The 21,325-nt window shown below is 68.4% G+C and carries 20 protein-coding genes and 3 pseudogenes; 6 read left to right on the forward strand and 17 right to left on the reverse strand.

What is annotated here, in order from left to right:
- Positions 1-148: 148 nt before the first annotated feature.
- From BCD48_RS48455 to BCD48_RS56325, 3 genes are all read right to left on the reverse strand, one after another.
- Positions 149-376 (reverse strand): hypothetical protein, encoded by a 228-nt coding sequence (locus BCD48_RS48455; protein WP_241841434.1) that lies wholly within the window; start codon positions 374-376, stop codon positions 149-151.
- A gap of 586 nt (positions 377-962) precedes the next feature.
- The gene (locus BCD48_RS50445) at positions 963-1,247 is read right to left on the reverse strand and encodes a hypothetical protein (RefSeq protein ID WP_131803698.1); all 285 of its coding nucleotides are present in this window, start codon (positions 1,245-1,247) and stop codon (positions 963-965) included.
- The gene (locus tag BCD48_RS56325; protein ID WP_083418015.1) at positions 1,237-1,716 is read right to left on the reverse strand and encodes an aldehyde dehydrogenase family protein; all 480 of its coding nucleotides are present in this window, start codon (positions 1,714-1,716) and stop codon (positions 1,237-1,239) included. Before BCD48_RS56325 ends, BCD48_RS50445 begins: the two co-directional genes overlap by 11 nt.
- Positions 1,717-2,034: 318 nt before the next feature.
- On the opposite strand from BCD48_RS56325, the gene rpoD reads away from it, so the two are divergent.
- On the forward strand, positions 2,035-3,195 hold the full coding sequence (rpoD, locus tag BCD48_RS01350; protein WP_071046367.1) for an RNA polymerase sigma factor RpoD: 1,161 nt from the start codon (positions 2,035-2,037) through the stop codon (positions 3,193-3,195).
- Positions 3,196-3,409: 214 nt separating this feature from the next.
- On the opposite strand, the gene pabB is transcribed toward rpoD, so the two are convergent.
- From pabB to BCD48_RS01375, 5 genes are all read right to left on the reverse strand, one after another.
- Positions 3,410-4,612: an aminodeoxychorismate synthase component I gene (pabB, locus tag BCD48_RS01355; protein ID WP_083418016.1), complete on the reverse strand. Its 1,203-nt coding sequence runs from the start codon at positions 4,610-4,612 to the stop codon at positions 3,410-3,412.
- 100 nt (positions 4,613-4,712) lie between these two features.
- Complete coding sequence (locus BCD48_RS01360) at positions 4,713-5,567, reverse strand: bifunctional 5,10-methylenetetrahydrofolate dehydrogenase/5,10-methenyltetrahydrofolate cyclohydrolase (RefSeq protein WP_071046368.1); 855 nt, start codon at positions 5,565-5,567, stop codon at positions 4,713-4,715.
- A gap of 19 nt (positions 5,568-5,586) precedes the next feature.
- Positions 5,587-6,492 (reverse strand): formyltetrahydrofolate deformylase, encoded by a 906-nt coding sequence (purU, locus tag BCD48_RS01365; RefSeq protein WP_071046369.1) that lies wholly within the window; start codon positions 6,490-6,492, stop codon positions 5,587-5,589.
- Between the two features lies 1 nt (position 6,493).
- On the reverse strand, positions 6,494-7,360 hold the full coding sequence (locus BCD48_RS01370; RefSeq protein WP_071046370.1) for a methylenetetrahydrofolate reductase: 867 nt from the start codon (positions 7,358-7,360) through the stop codon (positions 6,494-6,496).
- A 209-nt stretch (positions 7,361-7,569) separates the two neighbouring features.
- The gene (locus tag BCD48_RS01375; protein WP_071046371.1) at positions 7,570-8,907 is read right to left on the reverse strand and encodes an aminomethyltransferase family protein; all 1,338 of its coding nucleotides are present in this window, start codon (positions 8,905-8,907) and stop codon (positions 7,570-7,572) included.
- 141 nt (positions 8,908-9,048) lie between these two features.
- On the opposite strand from BCD48_RS01375, the gene BCD48_RS01380 reads away from it, so the two are divergent.
- Entirely contained in the window at positions 9,049-9,711 is a 663-nt protein-coding gene (locus tag BCD48_RS01380) for a TetR/AcrR family transcriptional regulator (RefSeq protein WP_274536482.1), read from the forward strand.
- A 54-nt stretch (positions 9,712-9,765) separates the two neighbouring features.
- On the opposite strand, the gene BCD48_RS01385 is transcribed toward BCD48_RS01380, so the two are convergent.
- From BCD48_RS01385 to BCD48_RS01395, 4 genes and pseudogenes are all read right to left on the reverse strand, one after another.
- The gene (locus BCD48_RS01385; RefSeq protein ID WP_071046372.1) at positions 9,766-11,112 is read right to left on the reverse strand and encodes an aminomethyltransferase family protein; all 1,347 of its coding nucleotides are present in this window, start codon (positions 11,110-11,112) and stop codon (positions 9,766-9,768) included.
- 314 nt (positions 11,113-11,426) lie between these two features.
- Positions 11,427-11,810: pseudogene (locus BCD48_RS45210) on the reverse strand (ISAzo13-like element transposase-related protein); the annotation flags it as partial.
- Between the two features lie 32 nt (positions 11,811-11,842).
- Positions 11,843-12,919, reverse strand: coding sequence for an MBL fold metallo-hydrolase (locus BCD48_RS01390; protein ID WP_157910403.1), 1,077 nt, complete (start codon positions 12,917-12,919; stop codon positions 11,843-11,845).
- 464 nt (positions 12,920-13,383) lie between these two features.
- A complete protein-coding gene (locus BCD48_RS01395; protein ID WP_241841432.1) occupies positions 13,384-14,577 on the reverse strand; it encodes a substrate-binding domain-containing protein in 1,194 nt (397 codons plus the stop codon).
- A gap of 350 nt (positions 14,578-14,927) precedes the next feature.
- On the opposite strand from BCD48_RS01395, the gene BCD48_RS01400 reads away from it, so the two are divergent.
- Positions 14,928-15,557 carry a TetR/AcrR family transcriptional regulator gene (locus BCD48_RS01400; RefSeq protein ID WP_274536483.1) on the forward strand — a complete coding sequence of 210 codons (630 nt, stop codon included), beginning with the start codon at positions 14,928-14,930 and terminating at the stop codon, positions 15,555-15,557.
- A 78-nt stretch (positions 15,558-15,635) separates the two neighbouring features.
- Here the strand turns inward: BCD48_RS01400 and BCD48_RS01405 are convergent, their stop codons facing one another.
- Entirely contained in the window at positions 15,636-15,890 is a 255-nt protein-coding gene (locus BCD48_RS01405) for a hypothetical protein (protein ID WP_071046374.1), read from the reverse strand.
- Between the two features lie 527 nt (positions 15,891-16,417).
- On the opposite strand from BCD48_RS01405, the pseudogene BCD48_RS01410 reads away from it, so the two are divergent.
- A pseudogene (locus BCD48_RS01410) lies at positions 16,418-16,606 on the forward strand (FAD-binding protein); the annotation flags it as partial.
- A gap of 80 nt (positions 16,607-16,686) precedes the next feature.
- Positions 16,687-17,064, forward strand: coding sequence for a 2Fe-2S iron-sulfur cluster-binding protein (locus BCD48_RS01415; RefSeq protein ID WP_241841433.1), 378 nt, complete (start codon positions 16,687-16,689; stop codon positions 17,062-17,064).
- Between the two features lie 374 nt (positions 17,065-17,438).
- On the opposite strand, the gene BCD48_RS01420 is transcribed toward BCD48_RS01415, so the two are convergent.
- The 3 genes and pseudogenes from BCD48_RS01420 to BCD48_RS53045 all read right to left on the reverse strand — a co-directional run.
- Complete coding sequence (locus BCD48_RS01420; protein WP_071046376.1) at positions 17,439-18,287, reverse strand: maleylpyruvate isomerase N-terminal domain-containing protein; 849 nt, start codon at positions 18,285-18,287, stop codon at positions 17,439-17,441.
- Positions 18,277-19,110: an SDR family oxidoreductase gene (locus BCD48_RS01425; RefSeq protein WP_071046377.1), complete on the reverse strand. Its 834-nt coding sequence runs from the start codon at positions 19,108-19,110 to the stop codon at positions 18,277-18,279. Before BCD48_RS01425 ends, BCD48_RS01420 begins: the two co-directional genes overlap by 11 nt.
- 116 nt (positions 19,111-19,226) lie before the next feature.
- Positions 19,227-19,465, reverse strand: a pseudogene (locus tag BCD48_RS53045) (pyridoxamine 5'-phosphate oxidase family protein); the annotation flags it as partial.
- Between the two features lie 210 nt (positions 19,466-19,675).
- On the opposite strand from BCD48_RS53045, the gene BCD48_RS01435 reads away from it, so the two are divergent.
- On the forward strand, positions 19,676-20,581 hold the full coding sequence (locus BCD48_RS01435) for a helix-turn-helix domain-containing protein (RefSeq protein ID WP_083418020.1): 906 nt from the start codon (positions 19,676-19,678) through the stop codon (positions 20,579-20,581).
- A gap of 205 nt (positions 20,582-20,786) precedes the next feature.
- Here the strand turns inward: BCD48_RS01435 and BCD48_RS01440 are convergent.
- Positions 20,787-21,325: cytochrome P450 (locus BCD48_RS01440; protein WP_131803700.1), on the reverse strand; the 539-nt coding region annotated here is incomplete at its 5' end.

Below are 21,325 nucleotides of genomic sequence, written 5' to 3' on the forward strand. Positions count from 1 at the left end.
CCGATGCCCTGGCTGTGTCACGCCTGGCCTCACCGGCCAACGTGACCTCCGTACTTACCCGCATTTCGGTACCTCCACTGGAGCAGATGGAACGGTTTCCGCGAAGACCGCGGCTTCCAGGTACTTCTACCTCATCGATAATGGCTGCCTATGCAACTTTGGTTTCGATTGAGCGTGGCCCACGAAGACGCTCATCATCGACGGTCAACAGGTTGCCGCTCTTGGTGGAGGCGAAGCCGCACTGCGGGCTGATCGCCAGTTGCTCGAGTGGCACGTACTGAACGGCCTCGTCGATCCGCCGGCGCAGATCGTCGATGGACTCCAGCCGCGGGTCCTTCGAGGACACGAGGCCCAGCACCACGGTCTTGCCCGGCACGAACCGCAACGGCTCGAACCCCCGGACCGGTCAGTGTCGTACTCCAGCAGGAAGCGATCGACCTCGACCTCGCCGAACACCCGCTCCGCGATCGGCTCGTAGCCGCCCTTCGCGGCCCATGCGCTGCGCATGTTCCCGTGGCAGAAGTGCATGGCGACCGTGACGTCGGGATTCTTCTCCCGGGCTGCCCGGATCAGCAAGTTGTCGGTATTGATCGTCCGCGTCATGTTGCCCGCCAGGTCGGTGACCCGGCGGAGCTCCGCGAGCTCCGGATCGATATTCGACCAGTAGGCCAGGGAATCGAGCTGTATCCACGTCACCCCCGCGTCGACGAGCGCGGCTACGTCCTCGAGATAGATGTCGGCCATCGCGGCGACGGCATCATCCCGCGACGGGTAGACCTTGTCGGACACGCCGGGCCGCCAGAAGTTGGCTACCATAGTCGGGCTGGCCATCGTGATCTTAAACTGGCCTGGCGCGTGCTTCGCGAGGGAACTTCGCCTCGACGAGCGATTGCGGAGTCTTGCGGTACAGCTTGTCGCCGATCATGGTTATCACATCGCTCTCGACCTCCGCTCCGTCGAGGTCACGGTGCCACTTCGGGCGGAACGCCGACGCTGTGTCGATCGGCACCAGGCCCCCTGCGGTCTCGACGACCGAGGCCAAGAAGATCCCGCCGCACCTCGCCGTCGGTGAAGATTTCCAGGCCCGCATCCCGCTGGAGCGCGATCGCGTCTAACGCCGCCTTATCCTCAAATTCCCGTAGCAGCTCGTCCGTGACCCTCCCAGCCTCGTGGTCGAGGTGCGCCGCCAACAGCTCGGACGGGCGCAGCAGACTTCCGACGTGCTCGGCCCGAATCTCAGTCGGCATAAGCCCAACTTCCGTTAGTGATGAAACTCATGGGAGAGTACATCCGGCGCGGCTCCACGACATGTCCCCGATCAGGAAACCAAAGCTGAACCTGACCGATCTGTGTCCATTCAGGGGTCACGCTGACAGGTTGCTGATCTGTGGGTCTGTGTCGGGGTGACACGCCGGGCTGGGTGGTTGATCGGGTTCGGCTGGTGGTGATGATCGTGGTTGTGTCCGGTCTGTCGCCTGAGCCGCCGTCGTCGGAGGCGGAGTCGCTGCGGGCGGTGAACCGGGAGCTGCGGCGGGTGGTGGAGTCGCAGGCGGAGCTGCTGGCTGCCTCGGAGGCGCTGCAGGCCGCGCTGGAGGAGGCACTGGCCGCGGAGCAGGTGTTGCGGGAGCGTCTCGAGACCGCGCCCGACAGGCCGAACTGGGTGCCGTTGGCGATCGCCACCGTCTCGTCGAGGTCCCGGTAGGTGAGCAGCGTCAGGACCGGCCCGAAGGTCTCCTCCTGGGCGAACCTGGTCGGCGCTGGTCGCCGAAGCCATGTCGCGAACTCAGGAAGCGGTTGCCGGTCCCGCCGACCGGTGGAGTCGCGCGGACCTCGCGGATCGGGTGGACGGCGTGGGTGCCTGGCTGACCGACCTGGGACTTCCGCCCGGCAGGCCGGTTCCCGCGCTGGTCACGGAGACCGGCCCCGCGCTGGCGCTCGCCATCGCTGGCGCGGCGACCCGTCGGCCGTGGGATCCCTCCTGCCGTTTGTTCTCACGTAGCGTGGGTGCTCAGGAGAGGAAGTGATGTTCCGTCCATGGCCACTGGCATCGAGCCGCGCGAGGTCCCGGGGGAGCGGATCAAGGATCTCCTCGTCCAGGGTCGGGACACTGGTGTCGCCGCAGCCGCCGACGTGACGACCACTGGGCAGGCGGCCTGTCTACCGCCTGAGCCGACCGAGGCAGCCGCGGGACTACCCGCCGCCGCCGCCGAGATCGTCGATGCTCCGGACACGGCCCCCGCCGCGAGCCGTCGCCGCGGGCCCGAGGAACCGGCAAGCGATGCTCCGGTCGCTGACCCCGTGCGGATCTACCTCAGGGAGATCGGGAAAGTCACCCTGCTGACCGCCGAAGGGGAGGTTGATCTCGCCAAGCGGATCGAGGCCGGGGTGTTTGCCGCCCACAAGCTCGCGACCGCGACGGGAGCCACGACCCCGCGGGAACGCCGCGACCTGGAGGTCGTGGAAGCAGACGGGAAGATCGCCAAACGCAGGCTGGTCGAGGCCAATTTGCGGCTCGTCGTGTCGGTCGCGAAGCGTTACGTCAGCCGAGGCATGCCCTTCCTGGACGTTGTCCAGGAAGGGAACCTCGGTCTGATCCGTGCGGTCGAGAAGTTCGACTATGCGAAGGGTTTCAAGTTCTCCACCTATGCGACCTGGTGGATCCGGCAGGCGATTTCCCGAGCCCTCGCCGATCAGGCGCGTACTATCCGTATCCCGGTGCACCTGGTCGAGATAGTCAACCGGCTGGTTCGTGTCCAGCGGCAGCTCGTGTCCGACCTCGGCCGGGAGCCGAGTCCGGAGGAGATCGCGGCGGAGATGGACCTGACGCCGCAGCGGGTCCAGGAGATCCTCATGATCTCCCGGGAGCCGGTGTCGCTGGACACGCCGATCGGCGAGGACAGCGATGCCCATTTCGGTGACCTCATCGAGGACTCGGACGCGGTCGTCCCGTTCGAGGCGGCCACCGTCGGACTGTTCCAGGAACAGCTCGACGCCGTCCTACGTACTCTGTCCGACCGGGAACGGCAGGTCGTCCGGCTCCGGTATGGCCTGACAGACGGTCGTCCCCGAACGCTCGAGGAAGTCGGCCACGAGTTCGGGGTCACCCGCGAGCGCATCCGGCAGATCGAATCGAAGGCGTTCGCGAAACTGCGCCACCCTTCACGTTCGGAGAAGCTTCGCGGCTATCTGGAGTAGCCGAACCCAGGCTGGTGGCCCACCGTGAACGCCGCCGCCTCCGAGTTCGCGACGCCGCCTCGCACCAGCAGCAAAGGACAGCCCGACCGCGGCCTCGACCCGCTGATCCCACCGCCCGCGCCGCTGGCACCCGCGACCGCGCCATGGCCGCGGAGAAGGTCAGCAGTCATGGATCGGGTCGCCGGCGGGGATGTGAACTGTACGGTGCGGTACGTCATGTCACGAGGCCGCTGACGGGCGCAGTGCCCGGGATATCGGCACGACGGTCGGCGTGCGTGGCCCTTCGAGTGAGCACCGCCGCCTTGGCGAGGAGTTCGGTCCACTCAGCGGCGGGCCGGGAATCCCAGGTGATGCCTCCGCCGGCGCCGTACACTCCGCAAGCCGTTTGCCGGTCGACCACCGCCGTTCGGATCGCGACGTTGAAACGGGCCCGGAACGGCGCGGACGGCGGTGCGACGAGACCGACCGCTCCGCAGTACACCCCGCGCGGGCCAGTCTCGACTTCGCGGATTACCTCCATGCTGCGCCGCTTCGGCGCGCCAGTGACCGAGCCGCACGGGAACAGCGCGCGGAAGATGTCCACGAGGCCGCGGTCCGGATGCAGACGGCTAGTGATCTCGGAGGTCAGCTGCCAGACGGTCGGGTATCGCTCGAGGGCGAACAACTGCGTGACCTCGACGCTGCCCACGAGGGCGACCTTGGCGAGGTCGTTGCGCAACAGATCGACGATCATGACGTTTTCGGCGAGCTCCTTGGGACTTGTCCGCAGCCGTCGCGCCTGGTCGCGGTCCTCCGAGGGGGTGCGACCGCGCGCGGCGGTGCCCTTCATGGGCCGCGTCCAGAGGCGGTCCCCGACCCAGTCGAAGAACAGTTCCGGGCTGGCACTGATGACGACGAACCGGCCGAGGTCGAGGTAGGCGTTGTACGCCGCGAGCTGCGCGCGCGCGAGACGGGCGTAGAGGAGGTAGGGGTCTCCGTCGACGGTGGCGCGCAGCCGGTCGGTGACGTTGCACTGGTACGTCTCTCCCGCCGCGATGTGCTCGCGTACACGGGCGACGACGCGCGCGTGATCGCCGGCGGTCCAGTCCGGCGTCCACCGCGCGGGGCCTTGGGCCGCCGACGGCGGGGGCACCGGCGGGACCTCGACCGGATCGCCGCACAGGCCGAACCAGATCAACGGCGGGTCATCGGCCGACACCGGCGCCACGGCCAGCCCCTGGTCGAGTCCCGGCGCTGCCTCGTAGGAGACGTATCCGAACGCCCAGGCACCCGCCGCGGTGGCGCGCTCTACCTCGGCCAGCACGGAGGCTACCTCGTCTGGGCGCTCGGTCGTGAGTACCTGGTGCGGCGGCGGGAAGGCAAGGGCACGGCCCGCGACGAGGTCGTCGAAGCGAGCCCAGAGGTGCGGAATCGTCATGGGGCTTCTCTGCGGGAAGGGCGGGACGTGTTCTGGTTTGTGCGTCGCGCAACTCTGCTGGCCATCACCGCCAGTGCGGCGCTGGGCGGCGGCGACGTGCCTACGGCTGTGGCTGGGCCCATTGAGCGGCGCGCAGCGTGTTGACCATGAGCATGGCGATCGTCATGGGTCCGACGCCGCCGGGCACCGGGGTGACGCGGTCGGCGATGCCCTCGAGCTCCGCGGTGCGCACGTCGCCGGTCAGCCCGGTCTTCGTGCGGTGGATACCGACGTCGATGACGATGGCGCCGGGTTTGACGTGCTCGGCCCCGATCAGGCCGCGCACGCCGGTCGCCACGACCAGGATGTCCGCGAGTCGGGTCACCGCCGGCAGGTCCGTGGTCGGCCGATGCGCGATGGTCACTGTGGCGTCGCGCTGCAGCAGCATCTCGGCCATGGGGTGACCGACCAGCGCGGATCGGCCGACGACGACCGCGTGCCTTCCGGCAATCTTGATGCCATCGGCGTCCAGGAGCTCGATCACGCCGCTGGGTGTGCAGGGTCGCAGCCCGAACAGACCGCGTGCGAGCAGGCCAGCGCTTTCGGTGGTGAGGCCGTCGACGTCTTTGGCCGCCGGGATCCGGTCGATGAGCGGAGCTGGGTCGAGGTGGGGAGGCAGCGGCAGTTGCAGCAGGATGCCGGAGACGGACGGGTCGGCGACCAGTTCGTCGATGACCGCAGCGACCTGCGTCTGGGTGGCGTCGGCTGCCAGGGAGCGGTGCAGGTCGCGCATGCCGGCCTCGCGGACGGCGCGACGCTTGCTCGCGATGTAGACGGCGCTGGCCGGGTCGTCGCCGACGAGGATCGTGGCCAGGCCCGGAGCGGTGTCTGGCTCGGGGAAGGCGGCCGCGACGTCGGCAGCGACCTGAGCGCGAACCCGTCGCGCGATCGCCGTGCCGTCGATCTTCATGGTCATGAATCGGCTCCCCAGGCTTTCAGGCGAAGACGATGGTGCGGTTGGCATGGCGGATGACGCGGTCCTCGCTGTGCCAGCGCACGGCGCGGGACAGTACGAGCCGTTCGACGTCGGCGCCGCGGCGCTGCAGGTCGGCGACGGTGTCGGCGTGGGTGACCCGGACGACGTCCTGCTCGATGATCGGGCCCTCGTCGAGGTCCTCGGTGACGTAGTGCGCCGTGGCGCCGACGAGCTTCACACCGCGTTCTTTTGCCTTGGCATACGGGCCGGCGCCGATGAAGGCCGGGAGGAAGGAATGGTGGATGTTGATGATGGGCACTCCGACCCGTGTGATGAAGTCGCCGGAGAGGATCTGCATGTAGCGGGCCAGCACGACGAAGTCCACGTTGCCGCGGAGCAGGCGAAGGTGCTCGGCCTCGGCGGCGGACTTGTCCGGGCCGGCCGACGGTACGAAGAAGAACGGGATGCCGAAGGCGCGCACCTCGTCGGCGACGTCGGTGTGGTTGGAGATGACCATGGATAAGGTGATCGGGAGCTCGCCGCCGCGGTGCCGCCAGAGCAGGTCGAGCAGGCAGTGGTCGGCCTTGGAAACGAAGATGGCGACGCGCTGGGGAATCGACGTGTCCCGCAGCGTGTAATGCAGCTCGAAGCCTTTGGCGAACCGCGCCCGCAGGTCTTTCTCGATCTGGGGCAGTATCGCCTTGAGCCGGTCGGAACTGAAGACCGTACGCTGGAAGAACGATCCGCCCTGAGGGTCGTCGGAGTACTGGTCCAACGACACGATGTTCGCCCCGTGCTGGCTGAGCACCGAGCCGACGGCCGCCACGATGCCGGTCTGGTCACGGCCGTGCACGATCAGCGATGCCTGGATCCTGGTTGTTGCCGGTGACGTGCGCGGCGCGGAAGCTTCCTGGGTTACCGTCACGTCAGTCTTCTTTCCTAAGATGATCGATCCATTCCGACGTGGTCCGCAGGCCGCCGAAGGTGTAGAAGTGCAGCTTGACCTCGCCGTGCCGCCGCGGGTCGTAATCCGTGGCGAGGGTGCGCAGGAAGTGGTCGGGCCCGGCGGTGCCCATGAGGTTGGTCAGCGACAGGCCGTATTTCTTCGCGATCGAGGTACTGGTACCGACGCCGAACCGCGCGGCGTAGCGCAGCAGCCGCCGCACCCCCGCCGGGCCGGGCACGCCGATACGGACCGGCGCGTCGACGCCGCGTTCGCGGAGCGCCGAGACCCAGGCTAGGACCGAGTCGACGTCGAATCCGAACTGCGTGATGACATCACCGGCCAGGCCGCGTTCGGTCAGGGACGCGTGCTTGTCCTGGAGGGCAGGCCAGAGAACTTGGTCAGGAATGTCGGGGTGGCCTTCGGGATAGCCGGCGACGCTGGCACGGCGGACGCCATACTGCTCCAGAAGACCGGACTGGATGACCGATAACGCGTCCGCGTAGGGCCCGTGTGGGGTGCTCGGATCACCGCCGACGACGAAGACGTGCTCGCCGGTGCCGTCGGCCTGCAGAGCCGCGAGAAACACCTCCAGCGACGCCCGCGACTCCAGCCGGCGGGCCGAGATATGCGGCACCGGGACAAAGCCGCATGCCTTGACGGCACTGGCGGCGAGCAGCCGCATCCGTAGATCCTCGTTGCCGAGGAAGGTCACGTTGATGCGGGTGCCTGTTGGGATGGACTCCCGCGCCAGTTCGAGTTCCTCAATGTCCTTGCCGGTCATTTCGAGGGATACGTCGTGCAACAGCGCGGTGAGACGCCCGGCCTGCTCGACAGGTAAGGAAGTCATCGTTCTCCTCGGTTCCAGTGTCCGTTCTGTGCCGGGGGCGACGCAGGCCCCCTTCGCCGCCGCGACGCGGCCGTCACGCTGGGAAGGCTCGCCAGCTGGCCGCGCCGCGCGGCGGTGAGACGGAGGTCCGCTGCCGGCCGACTGGCAACGGACGACGTCGTGACACTTGCTGACCCGGTCGGCCCGTTTTGTTACTGCTGGATGTGTCGTTACTGGTCGTTGTGGCGGTACCGGGTGCGCGCGTGCTCGTTGTACGGCGCGGGCTGCACGGTGGCCCGGATGCGCGGGAATCCCAGATCGGCGTCGGCCAGTGTCCCCGCGCCCGGATGCTCGCCCCAGACGACCTCCACCCGGGTGCCGGGCGCGGCGTGCGCCCGGTCGACCAGCGACAGCGCGATGATCGATCCGTACGGGTGTGACGAAGCGATGTGGTAGGTCGTACCGACCAGCGCCGAGCCGGCCTCGACACGGTGGCGGGCGTAGCTGAGCACGAAGCCCGGCTCGTCGCCGAGCACCGCGCGAACGTCGTCGTTGTCGAAGACCAGCGTGACCTTCGCCCAACGGACCGCGTCCTTGGCCTTCTCCAGCGCGTCGCGGCCGATGAAGTCGCGGTCCAGGCGGATCAGGCGGCCGTACCCGAGCTCGTACGGCGTGACGTAGTAATCCTCGATGTCGTCGGAGTAGAAGCTGCCGTGCAGCGGCCGCTGTCCCTCGATCCCGAACAGCGGCAGCCAGCGGCGGTAGCCCAGTAGGTCCGGATCGGTGTAGATCGCGGGCGTCGGTGAAGGGATCCAGCCGCTCTCCACGGACGCCGTGGTGTAAGCCAGCGCGCCGACATGCACGAGGCCGAACGGCTCGCCGGCCCGCATCAGCATTTCCTTGACGTACGCGCCGTCCGCCCAGTCACCGACGAACTCGTAACCGGGCTGTCCGGCCATGCCGTGCCGCAGGGCGCGGAAGCTCCGTCCGCCGAGCGTGACCGCCGTGGAGTGGAAGAACCTGGTCGCGGGCAGCGGCCCGCCGAACGCGCGCTCGACCAGCTGCCGCGCGAGCGGTCCCTGGATCTGGTAACGGAACAGCTTCGGGTCGCCGCCACCGCGGAAGGCCGACGACGGGTCGGTGGCGAAGGTGACGTCATAGCCGCCCTGCTCACCGTGGTAGCGCACCCAGTGCTGGGACGCCGGAATGCCGCTGAGCGTGTACCGCTGCTCGGCCCGGCGCAGCAGGATTCCGTCGGTGACGATGTACCCCTCGGCCGTCACCGGGATGATCTGCTTGGCCTGGCCGATCGCGAACGTCTCGTAGTTGTTCGCGCTCACCGCGGCAAGCAGCCTGGTCGCGTCCGGCCCCTCGATCACCATGTCGTACATGTGATGCGACAGGTCCGAGATGGCCACCCCGTCGTGCCAGGCGGCCTGCTCCTGCCGCCAGCCCACGTACTCGCGCTCGACAACCTCGGGCGTCCAGGGCGCGGCGCCCGGCTTCCACAGCAGGCGTAACGGCGAGCCGGCCCTGTCGATGCCGTCCTGAAGACTTGGGGCTGTCATCACACTTCCTTATGTCGTCCACTGCACAGGTCTGTGTCCCCCGAAGCGTGCTCGGTTTGCATACGGCCGGTCTCGCGCCTCCGCCGGCCCAGGTGACTGGCGGTGAATCGGTGTGAGGTGGCGGACGACACGCGGGTCCTGATGCGGTGGTCAAGCTATACTTCCCGGGTGGATAGTGGGCGCCGGAGGGCGCGGATACTGCACGAGGCGGCCGCGCTCTTCATCGCGAATGGGTTTGTGGGAGTCACCATGGATGACGTGCAGACCGCCGTGGGTGGCTCGAAGGCGACGCTATACAAGTATTTCAGTGACAAGAGCGAGCTGTTTCGGTCCGCCGTGGAAATGCTTATCGACGAGCGCAGTCAACCCTTGACCTCCTTTCATCCAAGCGGCGGCGACCCCGTCGAAACTCTCCGGGAGTTTGGACGGCATTTTGCCGCGATCGTGCTCGATCCCGGAGCCATTGCGCTCCATCGTCTCGTGACGTCGGAAGTGGAACGGGTCGACGGGCTGGGGCAGACGTTCTTCCAACACGGTCCCGCGGTCGGTAACGCCATCCTCGGCCGCTACCTCGGCGCGCTACGCGATGCAGGCGTCATCGAAGTCGCGGACCCGGTGCTGGCGGCATCCCAGCTCTACCAGGCGATGCTGGGCTCGCTGCAGATGCGGTTGCTGATGAATACCGCCGACCGGCCCACCTCGCAGGAGATCGAGTCGAGCATCACCCACGCGGTGAACACGTTCCTCAACGGCACCCGGTTCCGGACATCGCAGCCGCGGGCCGCGGACGCGGCAACGCGGTGATGGGCGGTGCCACGTCCGGCTCATCACACCCACGCGCGTCGCGGATACCGCAGCTCAGCGCTTGTCGGCAGGAAACGGCCGATCCACGACGGTGGCGTGAATCGTGGTCTGCGTGTGCCGCTCCACCGTGGGATTGGCGGAGCCGCCGTTCGGCTCACCCCAGACCAGCTCGACGTGGTCACCGTAGGCCGCGCCATCCTCGTCGATCATGCAGATCGAAATCCAGCCGCGCACGTTCGACGTGTAGCTGCACAGAGTCGACACCCCGACGAGGCGTCCGTCCTTCTCCACCCGGTCGAACTGCGCCCCGGAGTAGAACGCCGCCGGCATGTCGATGTACTTGAACCGCTTGTCGGCCGGTTCGTACATGCTGGCGAAGATTCGGGCCACATCGTCGCGGTCCCAGACGAGCCACGCCTTCCTGCGGTGCGGCTCACCCTTTCGCCGCTGCAGCGCGTCGCGGCCGATGAAGTCATGGTCGAACTTCAGGATGTGACCGTAGCCGAGGTCCCAGGGTGTCGTGTAGTAGTCCTGCACCCTGTCCGGGGCGAAGCTGCCGCCGAGCGAGAGGTTCGCCTCGAAGCTCCTGGCGTTCTGCCACTCGCGGTATGCCTTGAGGTCGTCCCCGGTGTAGAGCGCCGGCACTGTGCTGGCGATCCAGCCGGACTCCGTCGCCACCGAGGCGTAGGCGCGGCCGCCGACCTGCCGGACGCCGAACTCCGCGCCGGCCTCGAGGAGCGTGCCCCGGACATCGTCGATCTCCGCGTACGGCCCGAAGAACTCCAGGCCGGGGAATCCCGACATTCGATGGTTGAGGGCGGTGACCTGGTGGCTGCCGACAGCGAACTTGCCCATCGTGAAGAAGGGGATATCGGGCATGGGGCCGCCGTTGACCTTCTCGAAGATCCGCGCCGCGTTCGGTCCTTGCAGCTGCAGGCGGAACAGCTCCCGGCCACGCGGGTTCTGCGCGGTGCGCTCGTCGCGGCGCAAGGTGACGTCGTAGCCGCCGGTCTCGGCGTGGAACTGCACCCAGTTGAGCGCCGGTGGTCGCCCGACGAGCCGGACCACGTTGTCGGCCAGGCAGAACAGGATGCAGTCGCCGATCATGTAGCCGTCGTGGTTGCAGGCGATGAACTGCTTGGCCTTCATCGGGCCGAAGCCCTTGAAGGTGTTTGCGCCTAAGTCGGACAGCAGGCGATAGCAATCGGGGCCGTCGACCGTCAGGTCGGTCATGTGGTGCGACAGGTCCATCAGGGCGGCGGTGGTACGCCAGCTCTCCTGCTCATCGCGCCAGTTGGTGAACTCGGCCCGGATCGGGAACGGGAATGCTCCCGACCGCCCGCTGCGCATCAGCGTCAGCGGATCGCCGGCCTCACGAATCGCGTCCTCGAGACTCGCCATGGGACATCCTTCCAGTCGTCGCCGTGTGCTCGGCCTTGCCCGACGATGAACAAGGACACGAGGTCGGAGGTCGATGGTGCAGTCCATCCGCCCACCAAGCGGTTGCCTCGCCGGAGAACTCGGCCCAAGACCTGACGTCCTGGGATCCTCGCGACGAGAAGGTGGTCCGCTGAGTAAGCCGCGGGATTGGGCGGAGGGGTTCTACAACTCGACGGCAGGAACTGTACTGTACGGTACGGTACCGCTCTTGGCTTGCGGTCGCAAGGGCGCTGGGGGAACCCACGCGCACCCTGCCCTCAGGGTCTACCTAGTGATCTGGTGCCCACGCTGACCACCGGCTGTCGGGCCGCGGTGAACTCCTTCACCCGGTCGTTGATATGGCGGAACGGGCCGTCCGGGCCCGGGTGTCGGGCGCCCTCGGTCGTCCGGGACGTGCCCCGCGGGGAGAACCTCTGGCCCTGAGCAGCCCGGTCACGGTGTCGGCTCCGACCGGGTGTCCGGACCGGGTCAGCTCGGCCGCCAACGCCCGGGCCGATCTCACCGTCCGCCGTGGCGGGGACTCGGGTCCCTACGCAGGTCTGGCTCGACCAGCGCCGGCAGCGCGGCGCCCGCCGCGGATCCTTCTCCCTTTCCGCCATCCCCAGGTGCCACCCAAACACAGGAAGCTGTTTTTCGGCAGCTCCAGGGGATCCGGCGCGGCAGTGTAAAGGTCAAACAGTCTTTGACTTTGTCATACCGTCAGGGACAGAAGGTCCTTTCCGACCACAACCGGACCTTTGTAGCCGCCGTTCTTGGCGCTGGCTCGGGCCTGTGCGGCCCACCACTGCTCGGAGCGAGCCTTCGGGTCGTTGGGGCCGAAATGTGTCAGCACAACCTTCCTGGCGCCGGACTCGGCTCCGATCCGGCCGATCTCGGAGATAGGGGTGTGAACCTCTTGCAGGTGAGTGACCAATGCGGCTGGGTAGCCTTGGTCCTTGAACCACGAGAGGTCGATGACCTCATGTACCAGTACGTTCGCGTCCTTTGCCAGGACCGGAATGTTCGCCGTGGGCGCGGTGTCGCCGGAGAAGACGACAGATCCCGCGGCGGTCTCGAAACGGTAGGCGAATGACGGGAATGCCGCGCCGTGCGGCACCAAGGTCGCCGTCACCTTCATGTCGTCGTTCTCCATGACGGCGAAAGGGGTCATCGAGGGGGCTGTGTTGGTTACCGTGGCACCGACGTCGGGCAGGGCGATCTCGTGGACGTGTAACAGGCCGGCCGGTGGCACACCGATGCCCTCGGCCGTAAAGGAGTTGGTGGCATAGGCCCATGCCTCGGCCGCCAGCCGGGTCAGGTCGGCGGTACCGGGGAACGGGTTGCCGGGACTGAACCAGGTGACCTCCCTGCCGCTCTGGCTGTTCAATGCGCCCGGGGATCCGGGTCCGTACACCTCCAGCGTGTTCTCAAACTTGATCGAGGCTGTGCCGCCGAGGAGCGGGAAGGAGAAGTAGTCGACGGTGTGGTCGGCGTGCAGGTGAGTGAGGAAGATACCCGACAGCGACTTCATGTCGAGCCCGGCCTGCATGAACTGGGTCACGGCACCGCGCCCGCAGTCGATGACGTAGGTCTTGCCGTTGACCACCAGCGCGGAGGAGATACCCGCCCGTCCCGCTACCGGCAGCGGGCCGCCGCCCGTGCCGAGCAGCACCAGATGGGTGCCTTTACCACTGGCGGTCGCGGTTTGTAACGAGGAGGCCGCGGGCGTCGCCGCGGCCTGCGTTGGGAAACCCGCGGCGAGAACCCCGGTCGTGGCCGCCCCGGCCATACCCGCCACCGTCCGCAGAATTGAACGCCGCGAGGGAGCGTGCAGCCCGGCACAGCAATCTGTAAAGCACATGACGATCCTTTCACCGTTAGTTGCCCGCGCGGGCGACGTCACCGGTATGGGATATCTCGTCGGTTACGACGGCCCCGTCCAGATCAACCGCGTGTACCGCCGCCTGTTCGGCGTCTCCCCGTATCCGCGCCCGCGACGTGCTGAGGTGAGCGTCGGCGACCTGCCAACGCCGCCGCTCCGTGTTGACGTGGGTGGCCCGGTCGGAACTCCGTGGCCGCCGGCCTGGCCTGGCGGTGTTCGGCGCGCCGCGGCGGCGCGCCGAACACCCCTGGACCTCTTGTCGTTGTCGTCATGGAGCTGGGCAGGTTCCCGACCTCCCTGCCCGATCGGCTGTCCTGACCGGCAAGGAGGCCACCGATCCCGCCCGGAGTGGGTGGCTCGCGGTCAGGTGCTCAGCTCAGTCCCCAGAGAGTCTTGAACTTCGCTGGGAAGTCGGTCGGCCCGTACCACTCGCCCGAGGCCTCCGCCGCGGTGGTGACGGAGATGTCCTTGATGTTGTCCCGCGTGAAGATCCGGACGGGAATGTCATAGCTCGGAAGCTCCTTGCCCAGCATCATCCGGAGCGCGGCGTCCGCGTCCGCCCAGCCCTGGTAGGCCGCGGCCTGACCGACGTCCATGTGCAGGAACGTCCCGGCCGCCAGCATCTGCAGGCCGTTGATCTGAGCGGCCGTGGACACCCCCTTGATGGCGGCAGCCCGACCGGACTGCTGGACACCGGCGAACGTCGGCTGCAGGTACACCTCGAACTCGGAGACCACGTAGTTCACGCCGGGAGTCGAGAGGATCGCCGAGCTGGTCGATGGCGCGATCAGCTGGAAGTTCGCCGACGAGATCTTGTTGAGCGTGACCTTGCAGCTGGGGCAGCGAGCGCTGAACTCCTTCTGCGCGGCGGCCACGTAGGCCTGGGTCGAGGCGGTGTCGGTGGCGACGTTGATGACCACCGTCGCCTTCCCGCCAGAGTCGGCGATGATCCAGTCGGCGATGGCCAGCAGCCCCTTCGTGCCGGAACCTTCCAGGTATCCGAGCTTGGGGCTGACCGGGTGCGCGGGGTCGGGGATCTGGTCGGTGACGAGGACCGGAATGTTCTTCGCCTGCGCGGCCGCGAAGCTGTTGGCGGCCAGCGCGTAGGGGACCGAGTCGGTGATGATCGCGCCCGCGCGCGCGCCGGTCGCCTGGTTGACGCACGCCGAGATATCGGACGGGTTCGCCTTGCCGTCGCAGATCTGCACCTCGATCCCGACCGAGCCGAGCGCTTCGGTCAGCGCCTTTCCGGTCACGTTGAGCTGCGGCGCCTGCCGGGTGATGGGGATGAAGTAGACAACCTTTCCGCGCAGCTGCGTGACCCCTTCCAACGGCGTCGTCGGGACCGGGTAGGCCGGCAGCGGCTGGGACAGCTCTCTGACAATGGCCGCGACATCGCCACGGGTTGAAGCCGGGCTGGACGTCGGTGGCTGGTCGCCCGACGTCGAGCCGGAGGAGCCGCAGGCCGCGGCCGGCAGAAGCGCGGCCAGCGCCGATAATAAGACGACTCTCGTGCGTGCTTGGCGCCGCGCGGTCAGGCCGAAAATTCGTCGAGTAGTTCTCACGGATTTTTCCTCTCACGTCTGGGGCCGCGATCCTCGTCGCGCCCTGGGTGGGTCCGCCGGGCGAGGTTGGCGGTATGCGCGGTGTTCCGGTGGGCCACGCCCACTTCGGAGCGCCGGTAGCGGAATCGGTGCGGAAATGAGCGCGCGATGTCGAGCCGGGACGCTTTCCGGGGCTCGGGACGGCGCTCCGAGCTCCGGACGAGTCGATCTAGTTTTCGGAGGCCGCGGCCGCCCGGTCGCGGGCGCCGACGGAGGTCCGGGCCGGGTGAGCGCCGTCAGGACGGCCGTGGGTGGCACCTCGTTGGCCGTCGACATTCGTCGCGGCGGCTAGCATGGGATTCGTGTCGAGGATGAAGGCGGTGGACTATCGGAAGGCTCTCCTGCGGGCGGCCGGCGAGCTGTTCACAGCGCGCGGGTACGCCGGTGTGACGATGGAGGACGTGCTCGCCGAGGTCGGCGGGTCGAAGTCGACGATGTACAAACATTTCGGTGACAAGACCGAGCTATTTCGCGCCGCGGTCGAGAGCCTTCTTGACGAACGGTTGGCTCCGCTGCGCTCGTTCACTCCCGGCGACGCGGACCTGACGTCGACGCTGATCGCGCTGGGCGGGCACTTCGCGACCGTCGCACTCAGCCCGGCGTCGATCGCGCTGCATCGGCTCGTCACCGCCGAGGCCGAACGCGTCCCGGGTCTGGGGGCGGCTTTTTTCGAACACGGACCAGCGGTCGGCCAGGCCGTTCTCGGCGGATATCTGCGGCAGGCTTGCGACGCCGGCCTCATAGCGTTGCCGGATCCGGTCAAAGCCGCCGCGCAGCTCTATCAGGCGATGCTCGGCGACGCCCAGATGCGCCTGCTGACCGGGGCGCCGACTCTGCCGACCGGAGATGAGATCCGGGAGAGCATCGTGGACGCCGTCCACTTTTTCCTTCACGGTGTGTCCCGGTGGCCGGCCGGTGGCCCGGACGTGCGCCCTGCATAGCGGGAGCAGGGTGTGCCGGCTCCGGCGGTCACGCCACGAGCTCCGGCATACCGACCGGCCGGGCCTCCTGCTCGGCCATCAGGGCGAGGTGGCGGCGCAGCGGCAGGCCGGGCCGGTCCCGGCGACGCTGGTCTCATGGACGCCGTCGCCGTCGCCGTCGCAGAGCTGTTCGATCCAGCGCATTCTTCCTACGTCCTGGTGGAACACGTAGCGCTGGGTGCGCCGGACCTCGTCGGAGATCGCGTCGTCACTGGTCGCGCCGTCACGCGAGACGGCCCAGAAATAATCGTTGTCGACTTTGCCCTTCGCGGGTGGGAACGAGTGGTGGGACACCGGTTCGACAGCGCGACGGGCGTTCCGTCGGCTCGGCGCATCTGGAGCGCGCTGCGCTCTAATAACTGGCGCTCGATCGGAGCCGTGGTCGGTTCGTCCGCGAGGGCGGCGATGTACCAGTGATTACGCGACAGAGAGGTGGTGCTGTCGGCGAAGCGTTGCATGGCAGTTCTTTCTTTGTCGGGACGGCCGGAACGCTCGTTATTCCAAGCTAAGTACCGTACCGTACAGTACGCAAGATGCCCTCGCAAGAACTTCACCGGACCGAGCCGGGATCCGGCATCGTGGAGCGCGAGCCGTCCGAACGCCGGTCCCTCGTCGTCCAGTCCCGTCGGCGCGACAGCCCGGACATCGTGATCCTGAGCCTCGCCCGGACCAGGTGAGGTTGTGCGTCCCGAAATCCAATCCGCGCTGGTCAGGGCAGTCGCGCCCGTAGGGGCTGATCGTGACCCCTCCAGCGTCCGGCCCTCGCCCGGCCGGGGCAGGGCGCTGGGCGAGGATGCCAGGTTGTGCTGCTTCGGCTGACCTACGCCCGCGTGCTCGACACCAACCACGAGCCCATCCCCGGTCTCTACGCCGCCGGGAACTGCACCGCGTCGGTGATGGGCCGCACCTACCCGGGCGCGGGTGCCAGCATCGGTGGCAGTTTCGTGTTCTCCTACATCGGCATGAAGCATGCCGCGCTCGTCGCCTCCGGCGAACGCGTCGCGGGGTGACGCAATGTACCCGGCTCCGCCGTCCGCCCCGCTCGTCGACCGCTGAGGTGACCCTCGATGCCCGCTTCGGACGGTGTTCTGTGACCGGGCAGGAGGGTGGACGGCGACCGGGGCCGGTGGTGCGCGTCGACCCTCTCGGCGCCGACCTGCCACTGGATCCAGGAGAGACGATCATCGAGGCGGCGTGGCGTCTCGGGTACTACTGGCCCACCACCTGCCACGGCCAGGCCACGTGCACCGTCTGCCACGTCGAGGTGCTCAGCGGCGCCGAGCACCTCACCCCCGCCGACGACGAGGAACAGGAAGCCCTCGAGCATCGCCTCCCCGGCGCCCGGCGGCGCGATCTCAGCCGGGTAGGACTCGCCTGCCGAGCGCGGGCGACCGGCGACGTCACCGTTCTGAAGAAGGGCGTACGACGCATCCAGACGGTACAGATTCCTCCAACAGGACTCCTCTGAGGCACGCGTTCCCGGCCTCCTGGCGGCACCGCCGGGATGGAGGCTTTTCCTCAGCCTGCCGGACCGACACGGCCCGAAGGTCGCGTTGGTGGAGCTGGCAGCGATCTGGCCCAGCCCGCCCGCCCAGTTCCTTGAGACGACCGTCTTCTTCCGCGTGTCGCCACACCGCACCCGCGTTCGGCCCGCGAGCGGCTGGCGGCGGGTTTCCCGCGCTGACGGGTCATGAGCGGGAGCTTTCTGTTCGCCGGGGCAGCCGCGGTAAAGGCAGGTGGGGTCGCTGGCCGGAACGGAGGCGGACCAGGCCGGCCAGCGAGCCGCGCCGGGTGCCGGCGGCGTTCACCCGTACCGGAGGGGTATGGCCGCGTCGGCTGAGGTCAGTAGACGCGGAAGGCGTCGAGCACGGTGTTCGCGTACGCGGTGTCGCCGGTGGTCTCGACCCGGTTGTGCCGTGGTTCGCGGCCGGTTGCCCAGAGGATGAAGTCGGTGGCGCTGGTGCGTACCGTTGCCCGGGCCTGGTCGTCCACCGCCGAGGCGTCGCCGTGGTTCTCGACCGAGGCCGCGTGCGGGAGGACCCGGATGGCTGTGCCGCCTGGTCCTGTCAGGACGATGGCCATCGGGTCGGTGAGCAGCTCGCGGAAGTGGTCGGTGGTCATCTGCGGTATGCCGCCGATGAGCCAGCGGTTCGCCGCCGTCAGGCGTTCGCCGTCGAGGTCGGGCAGGGTGCGCTGGATCGGTCCGCGGGGCGCGAGGACGTCCCAGCGGGTGTGGCAGGTGTGGTCGAAGACGATGGCGTCGGCGATGCTGGCCAGCGGGTAGCTGCCGGCGGTGCCCATGTTCACGGGCATGGTGGCGAGTTCGTCGGTCAGTCCACCGAAGGTGGCCAGTACGGCTGGCACCGACGACCGCACGATGTCCAGGAGTTCCGCGGTCGGCCGCGCGGCGACCTCCCGGGTGTGGGCGTCGACCGCGGCTTCGAACTCCAGCTCCTGCTCGTATGGGGTGAGCGGCAGCAGCCCGGCGAATCCGGCCACACTGAGGGTGAGGTGCGCGAGGGTCGTGTGGACCGTCCAGCCGTCGCAGGCGGACGGGGCTTCCAGCTCCTCGGTAGTCAGGCTGCCGAACAGGCCGAGGGTTTCCTCGAGCGTGCGTTCGAGCGGGCTCCGGCCGCTGGCCGGCTGGTCGCTCGGGTCGGCGGCGAGGTCGGTGCCGGTGTCAGAAGACATAGTCCTCTCCAGTGGCTCGCAGGGTCACATCGGTGATGGCCACGCCCAGCGGCTGGTCGATGAGGCGGACGATCTCCGCCGCGACCTGGGGGGCGGTCAGCGACCAGTAGCGGGCGTTGTGCGGGTCGGACATCTCGGTGGGCAGCGTGCCGCCGGCGAACTGCTGGATGTGCTCCTGGAGGACAGGACCGCGGTGCGCGGCGAGGGCCGCGACGGCGTTGAAGTCGAGGATCTCGGTGAAGAGGTTGGTGCCCAGCACGCCGCTGGGGCGGACGATCGTCACCTTGATGCGGCCCTGGCTCTCGACGCGCAGCGCGTTCGACACGGTCGCGACCGCGGCCTTGGTCGCGCCGTAGACCGCCGCTCCGGCGATCCCCGCGTTGCCGTACACCGAGGAGAGGTTGAGGATGTGGCCGCCGCCCTGGCGGAGCATGTGGTCGTGGACGGCGTAGATGCCGTGCAGCACTCCCTTGAGGTTGATGTCGATGCACCGGTCCCAGGCGTCCGCGGCCCGCTTGTGGTCGGAGAAGTGGGCCAGGGGCATGATGCCGGCGTTGTTGACGAGCACGTCGACGCGCCCGTAGTCCGCCACGACCTGGTCGACGACGTCGGCGAACGCCTGGCGGTCACGCACGTCCAGGCCCACGCCGCGGGCCGGGTGGCCCGCCGCGGTGAGGGAGGCCGCTAGTTCCTCGGCGCCCGCGGCGTTGATGTCGAGCGCGACCGGGGTCGCGCCACCGTGGGCGAGCTGGGTGGTGATCTCCCGGCCGAAGCCGCTCGCGCCGCCGGTGACCAGCACGATCTTGCCGTCGGGATGGCTCATGTGCACCTGGTTCTCGTCATCTTCGGGATGTTCGGTTCTCGTGGTGTCCGGGCCGGGCCTGCCGCGGTCAGCGGGCCGTCCAGACGGGTGGTCGGCGGTCGAAGAACGCGTCTGTCGACGACGGCGGCCCGCGGGTCTCGCAGCAGGTCGGCCCACCGCTGCTGCGCACGACGGAGTACAGCCACAGTGAGGTGTGGTCCCAGACGAACCACAGCGGGCTGACGTGCGGCGTGCCGCTGGAGGTCGGCGTCGCGACCCGGCACACCCGCTGCTCGGCGAGCGGAGTGTCGATCTCGTCGGCGGTGAGGGCGATCTTGCGTCCTCTCCTCTGGGTGTTGATCAGTTCGGGTCGCATGGTGTCTCGCCTCCGCTTCGGTGTGATCGCCCCGCCGCGCGGGTGGTGTTGCCGAGGTTGCGCTGATCCGGGCGCGACCGCACGGTTGAGCCCATCCCGGCCCGCACCAGGAGCATGGGACCGACTGGACAGGTGCAGATTGTCGAACATTCGATGAGATATCGTCGTTCTTTCGACAACGTAGGGTGGGTGGGGGAGGAAGGTCAAGTCGTGCCGAATGCCGCATCGCCGCCGACGGCGCGGGTGCTCGACGTGCTCGAGCTCCTGGCCCGGCGGGCCGGGCAGCCGCCGCGCCTGCGTGACCTCGTCCGTGACCTCGACCTGACCCAGGCGACCGCGCACGCGATCATGGTGACGCTCTGCGAACGCGGCTGGGCCGTCCGCGATCCGATCAACAGGACCTTCAGCCTCGGTCCCGCCCTCGGAGCGGCGGCGGCGCGGGCCACCGCCCAGCGCTCCCGCCGCCAGGCCGCCCAGGCCGTCGTCCGCCAGCTCGCGAACGACCTCGGCTATCCCGCGGCGGTGACCGAGCGCGTCGGCGACGAGCTGGTCATCACGACCTTCGAACTGGGCCCCTGCCAGGTCGCCGACGTCGCGGCCGGAGACCGTCTCCCGTTCGCGGCACCCTTCGGCGTGACCTTCGCCGCGTGGGAGGACGGCGAGGGGCGCCGCGCCTGGATGGAACGCGGCGCGATCACAGACCCCGCGCTGGCCGACCGGCTCGGCAGCCTGCTCACGGCCACCCGCGAACGCGGGTTCAGCGTCGAGCGCATGGGCCCCGCCATGGCACAGGCGGCAAGGCTCATGACCACCCTCCACGACGACCCGACAACCCGGCCTGTGCGACGCATGGTCGACGGGCTCCTGGCTGAGATCACCACCCTCGGATTCCAGGCCGGCGACGGGGGCGACGGTGACCGGCGGCCCGTCACGGCCATCGCCGCGCCCGTGTTCGACCGACACACCGGCCAGGTCACGGTGAGCGTCGGCGTCCATCCGCTGCGGGCGCTCTCCCAGCAGCGGGCCGACGAGGTCGGACGCCGCGTCAGCCAGGCGACGACCATCGTCAACGCGGCGATAGAGGACGACGAACAGCTACCTCGCCAAGCCTCTTAAAGACAATCTTGTCAATGCGGCATCTGCCGGCCGGTCAGTAGTTTCCGCGCTTCTCAGGGCTGGACGGTGGTGGCCCTGATCTACGATCCGGCCCGCAGCCCTCGGTGAGGGCGAGGCATCGAGAGAACCGGACCACCGCAGGGCTTGTCCGGATGCCCACCAGCGGGCTGTGTGGCTCGGTCTGCGGTCGAGGTGAGGTGTGGGATCAGGCCGCGTCGGGGGTCAGTTCGACGGGTAGGGAGGTCAGGCCTCGGTGGATGATGCTTGGCTGGTAGGAGAGGGGTTCGTTGGTGGCGAGCCGCAGTCCAGGTGCGCGCTGTAGCAGGGTTCTGATGGCGGTTGATGCCTCGAGGCGGGCGAGGGGTGCCCCGAGGCAGTAGTGCGCTCCGAGGCTGAAGCCGAGGTGGCGGGGGGAGCGGCCGATCGGGGCGTAGCGGGTGACGTCGAGTCGGTCGGGTTCGGTGAAGACCTCGGTGTCTCGGTCGGCGGATCCCATCAGCACGATGACACCGTCGCCGCGGTGGAAGTGGCGGTCACCGATTGTGGTGTCGGTGAGGGCGACCCGCATGGTGAACTGGGTTGGCGTGTCGTAGCGGAGGATTTCTTCGATGGCCGGGCCGGCGAGTTTGGGCTGGTGGCGTAGTAGTTCGAGCTGGTCGGGGTGGTCCAGCAGCGCGAGGATGCCGTTGCCGACGAGGTTGATGCTGGTCTCCATGCCGGCGACGAGGAGCAGCACGCAGATGC

This window comes from Pseudofrankia coriaricola, assembly GCF_001854805.1.
Taxonomy (GTDB): domain Bacteria; phylum Actinomycetota; class Actinomycetes; order Frankiales; family Frankiaceae; genus Pseudofrankia.